Below are 6,833 nucleotides of genomic sequence, written 5' to 3'. Positions count from 1 at the left end.
CGGTCAGGTCGAACCGGCGGGTGGTTTCGACGACGAACCCGCTGACCACGGGCTGGGACGGTCGCGGGGTGGGTTCACCACGAAGCTGCATCTGGACGCCGACCAGAGCCAGCGGCCGTTGGCGCTGGTGATCACACCTGGTCAGTGGGCCGATTGCCCGCAGTTCACGACGGTGCTCGGCGAAATACGGGTGCCGCGGCTCGGGGTCGGTGGCACCCGGTCGCGTCCGGATCGGGTCCTGGCCGACAAAGCCTATTCCTCGGCGGCCAACCGTGCTTACCTGCGGCAACGCGGGATCAAGGCAACCATCCCGATCAAGGTGGATCAGGCCGCGCATCGCGTGGCCAAAGGAAACGCTGGCGGTCGGCCGCCAGCGTTCGACCCGAACCTCTACAAACTGCGGCACGCCGTGGAATGCACGATCAGCCGCCTCAAACAGCACCGCGCAGTCGCCACCCGCTATGACAAACTCGCTGTCCGTTACCTGGCCACGGTCCGCGTCGCCGCAATCAACCTGTGGTTATCCGGCCACGGCTTATGAAACGCGGCCTAGCGGCCCGTATGAGCTCGATTATTCCCCCGGCGACGAACCAGTGCGGCGAGAGACGTTGTATGAGGTCTTCGACGATGAATTAATCCGATGTCTCGCTCGGAGCTCCGCTCGATACACCCTCGCCCTGAATTTCTGGTTCGTGTAAGTCGTGAAGGATCCGTTCGACGGTGGCGTTCTGGGTCCAGGCGTGGTCGATGCGGGTTTCGGTGACGAAGGGCAGTGGTTGCCAGCCGTGATACCAGGACTGCATCTCCGTTTCGCCGAACTCGGTGACTTGCGGTCGCTGCGTATGCCGGATGAGGGTTTGTTCGAATGTCAGGTCCCAGGCGTAGAAGAAGGCGCGTCGCGCCCGGGTGGCCAGTTTTTCGAGCATGGATCCGTAGCGGTCGGCGTCGAGGATTCCCTCCACGATGACCAGTTGTCGGTGGGGTAGGCAGGTGGTGGCGATGAGTTCGATCAGCTCGATGTTGAACGCGCCGGGAGCGTCGGGTTCGCGCAGGATGGTGCGTCGGATGTTGTCCTGGGCGATCAGGGTGGATCGGCCGTGGTCGTATCGCTGGTGCAGGGCGCGGGCGACGGTGGATTTGCCGGAGCCGGAGTTGCCGCGCAGCACAAGCAGTGTTCCGTTCTGCGGGCTGTGGGGGAGTGGGCCAGGCATAGCCCCACGCTAGCGTTCGCGGTGAAACCTTCTCGAGCTCGATGGCATTGTGTCGATGCGCGTCTCAGCACCACCAGCGTCTACGACAGAACCACCCGTCATCACCACTGTTGTCGTCACCGCCGCCGCCCGTCGATGGGTAGTCGCGGTTGGGTGTGGTCCGGCGCGGGTCGTCATCGGTGCCCGGTAACCTGTCGGGCCCCCACCACTCCCTCTCACGCGTCTCCCGTTGAGTCGCTTCCAGGTCCAGTCGGGCCCGGCACGCGCCGATCGCGCCGAGCCGACCGTCCCATGCGGCGACATCCGCGTGCGCGATTGCAGCGAGATAAGGGGAAGCGGCCCGATGGGCGGCGGATTGCATCGCCGTCACCTGATCGGCGACCGGAGCCGATGTCGGCTCCCGCTGCAATTCCGGCTCCATCACTGCACTACCTTCGGCGACCAGCCGCTCGTTGACGCTGGGGCCCGGCGGCGGATCGCTGATATCGAACGAGGCCGCCGGATGCAAGAACACGAGGTTGCTCGAGGTGGCCGGGTCAGCGCGAACCACTGTCACCGTACTGTGAACCGGCACCATCGCTTTGACCCTGTCGGGCAGTACGTGCGCCAAGTCCGGCTGACACGCCGAACCCGACCCGATCTGTGCCAACGACAACAGAAGTCGGGTGCCGTCGACTGAGACCCACACCCCGGAACCGCCAGCCGACTCCACCGACGCGATGAAGATCGCGCTCCTGGAGGTGCCCGTATATGGCTCCGGCTCCCGGGCGGCTTCCTCGGTGGCATTCTCCGGCGCTGCCGAGTCTTCCGAGGCGACACCGACCCCGCAGCAGCACAACAGCGCGGCACCGACGACACCGACCACGACCCAGGTATTGCGTTTCGATCCGTTCCGTCGCCGGTCCGAGGGGGCAGCGGAGCCGGCCCGATATGACGAGGATCTACCGAACTGTTGAGCCAACGAAGGATCGTCCTTTCAGATTTGTACAGAAAATACAGCGGGCCGCAGGAGTGCGGGGATGGCTGTACGGCTTTTAGCTATTCAGGCGGACGACACTGTCCCGCCGTCGTCCAGGCAGCCATCCTGACCCGAGGGCTGGAACGCTACCGACGTCCTGATCCTCGACTTCACTGCGTGGCCAGGGCCTCCATACCGTGCGCGTCGCGGCACTGCTGGCAGGAGGGTTCGCGGCGGCGTTGGTGGCGGCGGTATTCGGCGTCGGTGTCGCATGTGCCGGCCCGGGGGTGAGGGTGGTCATGCCGCGTGGCTCTCCGGCGTCGCCGACGTGGCGACCTTTGCCTGCACGGTGGCGGTCAGGGAGGCGGTGCGGTTCAATGGATGTGGGTGCGTCGGTGATAGGGGATCGACCCGAGGTGTACCGATGCGATCGAAACCCATTCCCTCATCACGTTCTGCGGCTCCATCTCACCGGGACCAGCCCGGATTGAGCGACCCACCCGCTTCCGTGGTCAACGACGAAACTCGGCTCAGCACTCGCGACGTTGCACAGCGACTGAAGATTCCGGCGAAAACCTTGTCGGCGTGGGCTGCGGCGGGCCGTGGCCCACGATTCGCGCGGATCGGCAGGTACCGCCGGTACCGGCTGGTCGATCTCCTGGCCTGGGAACAAGAGCGACTTGCGGAGGGCGGCGGTGGATCCAGCCTCGGCTGAGTGTCGGTGGCCACTACTGCGCTCATTGGCGGCTTGTATAGCCGCACCGCTCCGGCGCCTCGTAGCTATCTTGCGGCAATCTAATTGCCCTTGACTGTTACCTGCTGATGGAGGCAATCTATCGGCCGCTGTAGGTATGAATTGCTCGATCGAAGTGGTCGGCGCTGGCCAGCAGCTCACCGTTGGCAACATCGGTGAGCGATGTGCAGGTCGTCAGAGTCGGCGCGAGAAGGGAACGACGGTGGGTGGCAGGCTCCCCAAACCCGTGGGCACATTCGGTGTGCCGACGAAGCCGAAGAGGAAGAAGAACGGTAGTTGGCGCACCACCGTGTACTACTACGGCGCGGCGGGAAGAAAACAGCTCGAGCGTGTCGGTGCGAGCCCGGGCGAGGCCAGTAACCGTCTCGCCGAAGCGATGCGTGACCACCGGGAGCAGTTGGGCTACGGGCGGATTACTCGCAGCACCAAATTGATCGATCTGGCCGCGGAGCTTCTGGTCGAGATGGAAGGCGACGACGCCTACACCGCCGGCAACGTCGAGGACTACCGGCGCGAGATCTACGTCTCGACCGACCGACGGGCGAACCAGAGAACAGTCAAGATCGAGAATTCGGTCGGGAACCTGCAGATCTGGCAGGCCACCTCCGGCGAGCTCGATCGCCATCTGAAGCGCCTCGTCGCCCAAGGGCTGCGGCGTAAGGCCAAGCAGCACAAGATCGTGCTGCGGGCCATGATGCAGATCGCGGTCCGTCATGGAGCGGTGGAAACCAATCCTGTCGACGGTGTCGGGGCGTTCGTCCGCCGTAAGCATCCCGCGCGGGGCAAGATCGCCGACCATCATGCGCTGCCACAGTTCCGTGCCCAGGTACGTGCATGGGCGCGCGGTGAGGCCGTGCCGGGGACGCCGGCCTACAGCAGCGGCCCGCCACGGGACTGGTCGGTGGTGTGGGTGGTCGACGTGATCACCGGCACCGGCCTGCGCCCGCGCGAGGTGTTCGCCCTGTTACTGGACGAGATCGAGTTGGACGCCAATGACCCCTATCTCGATGTCACCGGCACGCTGGTGGAAGTGAAGGGGGCGGGCACCGGGGGCTGGGTGCGCAAACCTGTGCCGAAGTCGGAGAACGGGTGGCGGCGCATCCTGCTGCCGGACCACAGCGTGGAGGCCGTACGGGAGGCGCTCAAGGACCTCGAGGTAGTGGCCCGGCCCAACTCGCAGGGCCTGCTGTTCCCGGCCCGCAACGGCGCACTGCGCAACCCGAACAACTTCGGCCGTACCTGGCGCGCGGCGCGCGGGGAGAACTTTGCGTGGGTGACTCCGCGGACCTTCCGTAAAGGAGTGGCGACCGCGGTCGACCACGCCTACGAGGACACGGCGCGGGCCGCTCGTCAGCTGGGCAATACCGTCGAGGTGGCTCGCACGCACTACATCGATGTGCCCGAGACGGTGCCCGACAACCGCGAGGTTCTGGAGCGTTGGGCGCGCGGCCAGGCACCGAAAGTATGAGATTTTGACTGGCTCGGTTCGAATTTCCGGGCGTGTCGCAGAATGAGAAAACCCCTCCGACCGCTGGTCAGGAGGGGTTTTCGCTGTCGGGCTGACAGGATTTGAACCTGCGACCACTTGACCCCCAGATCGGCCGGGTGACCAAACTAGCAGGTAGACAGCTACTTCCAGGTGTTCTCTAGTTCGCATTGATCAGCACGTTGTTTCGCATCGTTCATAGCGTGTGGTCCCGTTCTGGTCCCGCTCCACGGCGTTGCATCAGCCCAGGACGGCGGGTTCCGCGGCGCGTCGTAACGAGCGCACTGGATCTGTCGAATCCAAGGCAGACCAAAGTTCGTCCCGAAGGGAAATCTGATGCCTGCCGACCAGCAGTGGACGTCACCGATATCTGTGGAACAGGAACGGCGGGAGACTCTTCTAGCGCAACTGCCCGGCAAGGAGCACCACGAACGTCTCGATGGCCTGAACCGTGCATCGCAGGTGTTCAGTGGAAACGGCGAAGAGTTGAGCGGTTTGCTCCGCCGCTTCGTAGGGACAGATCTGCACGTGCAGCATCTCCCAGACGGCTATGACGTGGAGATCATGCGCCGCTTCCATAACTATGTCGCTTCAGTCGCCACGCTGCGTGATGTTCAACGGACTGCACACCGCAAGTTGTGGCCGGAACGTGTCAGCCCCGGTGACCCACAGAACCAGAAGACAGTCTGGGAGGTCGAGACTTACTCACCCAAGGTCGAGGAATTATTCGGATCAGACTCCATCAAGTTCCTGTTCGATTTACGAAATTTCACCGTCCATTACTCGATCCCGCCGCTGACGATGGGCACAACGATCCGATGGGATCGGGGCGGACCGGTTGTTCAGGAGAACAAAGTCGAGTTGAAGCGTGCAGAGCTGCTCAAGTATCGGAAGTGGGGTTCGGCGGCCAAACGCTACCTACAGAGCCACACTGGCGACATCGATTTTCTATCGATACTGGAGGACTATTCGACGGCAGCGCGAAGATTTTATGAGTGGTTTTGGCGTCAGATAGAAGAAGAGGTGCGCGTCGACGTGGAAGCCTTTCTCACGAAGAGTAACGAGTTGGGCCTCTGGCTGGCGGAGCACTACGTTAAACCTGATTGGTCAGACGATGGAGATCTCATCCCGGGTTCGCTGCGGCGAAATCGCGCGAAAACCCGCCTCGCGCGATCCCAACACGGAACGTGCGGCTGGCACCGGCATCTAATGGTCGATGACGGTGGTGTCGCGTCAGTTATGCAGTCCGGTGACCCGTGGGACTCTTTTCCAGCAATCAGGCGATAGCGCGGATGCCGAAATGCTGGTGCTCCGGGGACAGGTTTGGGTTGGGTTCTGCCATCCGCACCTGATCGGGTGATGTCGGGTAGCTCGTCTGGCGGGGTGCCCTTCAGCCAGCACCGACCATCTATGTGGAAGCGGCGTAACGATTTTGCTGGTGTCGCTGACATCTGTGTGACGGACGGCGTGCTTGGGATGTGGAGCTGGGGTACGACCAGCACTCGACCGTACCTGGTTGTTCATGAGTCCAAACGGCAAGGGATGTGGGTATGGAAACAGAGATGCGGCGGCTTCAGGGAAGAGACCTGGATCCGAGTTACGTGGGTCAGTTCATCAGACGAGCAAAGAACGGATACCACCAGCCCGGGAAGATCCTCGAACTCGTCCCGGTACTCGACAAAGGGGTTTTCCTTCTTGCCGTGAATTGGATGGAAACGCCGGTGAACGCCGCATCGGTTGAGCCTGCGAAGATCGCACTTTCCTCACCGGTCGTGGTGATGGACCAGCCAGTGGTGCGGGCGGTTCCAGGTACGGCAGCTGCGAAGATCGAACTGGGAGAAGTCCCTACAGACGTGGCTACAGTCGCGGATACCGGTGAGGTTGTTTCCGACTGGATCAAGCTCGTACAGAGCGGAGACTACACAGATGGGATCACCGAAACGAGAACGGTGCTGGCGCGTGACCTGGGACCGCAGCACCTCGGGAAGATCTTCTACAACGGCGACGAAGCCGCGGGAGTGAACTACCCGATCAAATTTCTTAGCTTCCGCGCCATCGAGGAGGGGAATGCTCCCGGGGTCCAAATGTGGCTCCGTCATGGCGCTATCGACAGTAGGCCAGCCTACGACAATGAGTGGCATGTGCCGTTCGACCGCTCGTTTGAGCTGGTCGAGTTGACCCCCTTCTTGGGGTAAAAGGTCCGCAGACAAGTCCCATGACGGCACCACCCACTGGCCTTGGTGGGTGGTGGTCTGCGCATACAGGGGGCTGGCTTCCCCACCTGCCCCATAGGGCCTGCCTTTCTCGCGTAGAGGCTCCGGGGTCAAGGGTGGCGAATGCCATCAGCGCAGCTGACGCCGCAGGCGCCCTTGAAGCTGGAGGGGCGCGGGAACACAATGCAGGTCACCAGTCAGCAGGGCCACG

Annotated in this window: 7 protein-coding genes; 5 read left to right on the top strand and 2 right to left on the bottom strand. The window is 63.0% G+C overall.

The genetic code is table 11. The annotated features are described in order from the left end of the window. Positions 1-541: IS5 family transposase (locus tag AB0H42_RS20255; protein ID WP_357057858.1), on the top strand; the 541-nt coding region annotated here is incomplete at its 5' end. A 91-nt stretch (positions 542-632) separates the two neighbouring features. Here AB0H42_RS20255 and AB0H42_RS20250 read toward each other — a convergent pair. Beyond that, complete coding sequence (locus AB0H42_RS20250) at positions 633-1,211, bottom strand: AAA family ATPase (RefSeq protein WP_357057856.1); 579 nt, start codon at positions 1,209-1,211, stop codon at positions 633-635. Positions 1,212-1,275: 64 nt separating this feature from the next. Continuing rightward, positions 1,276-1,767: a hypothetical protein gene (locus AB0H42_RS20245; RefSeq protein ID WP_357057854.1), complete on the bottom strand. Its 492-nt coding sequence runs from the start codon at positions 1,765-1,767 to the stop codon at positions 1,276-1,278. 673 nt (positions 1,768-2,440) lie between these two features. On the opposite strand from AB0H42_RS20245, the gene AB0H42_RS20240 reads away from it, so the two are divergent. The 4 genes from AB0H42_RS20240 to AB0H42_RS20225 all read left to right on the top strand — a co-directional run bounded on the left by AB0H42_RS20240 (position 2,441) and on the right by AB0H42_RS20225 (position 6,604). Next, a complete protein-coding gene (locus AB0H42_RS20240) occupies positions 2,441-2,884 on the top strand; it encodes a helix-turn-helix domain-containing protein (RefSeq protein ID WP_357057853.1) in 444 nt (147 codons plus the stop codon). Positions 2,885-3,125: 241 nt separating this feature from the next. After that, entirely contained in the window at positions 3,126-4,391 is a 1,266-nt protein-coding gene (locus AB0H42_RS20235) for a hypothetical protein (protein ID WP_357057851.1), read from the top strand. 354 nt (positions 4,392-4,745) lie between these two features. Continuing rightward, positions 4,746-5,696 (top strand): hypothetical protein, encoded by a 951-nt coding sequence (locus AB0H42_RS20230; protein WP_357057849.1) that lies wholly within the window; start codon positions 4,746-4,748, stop codon positions 5,694-5,696. A gap of 263 nt (positions 5,697-5,959) precedes the next feature. Next, positions 5,960-6,604: a hypothetical protein gene (locus AB0H42_RS20225; RefSeq protein WP_357057847.1), complete on the top strand. Its 645-nt coding sequence runs from the start codon at positions 5,960-5,962 to the stop codon at positions 6,602-6,604. Positions 6,605-6,833: the final 229 nt, after the last annotated feature.

It is taken from the genome of Nocardia sp. NPDC050799, assembly GCF_040654015.1.
GTDB lineage: Bacteria > Actinomycetota > Actinomycetes > Mycobacteriales > Mycobacteriaceae > Nocardia.
This window is presented reverse-complemented; position numbering and strand designations above follow the sequence as displayed.

Coding starts and splice junctions, on each gene's coding strand:
- AB0H42_RS20230 (WP_357057849.1), top strand. CDS start 4,746: ATGCCTGCCGACCAGCAGTGGACGTCACCGATATCTGTGGAACAGGAA.
- AB0H42_RS20240 (WP_357057853.1), top strand. CDS start 2,441: ATGTGCCGGCCCGGGGGTGAGGGTGGTCATGCCGCGTGGCTCTCCGGC.
- AB0H42_RS20225 (WP_357057847.1), top strand. CDS start 5,960: ATGGAAACAGAGATGCGGCGGCTTCAGGGAAGAGACCTGGATCCGAGT.
- AB0H42_RS20250 (WP_357057856.1), bottom strand. CDS start 1,211: ATGCCTGGCCCACTCCCCCACAGCCCGCAGAACGGAACACTGCTTGTG.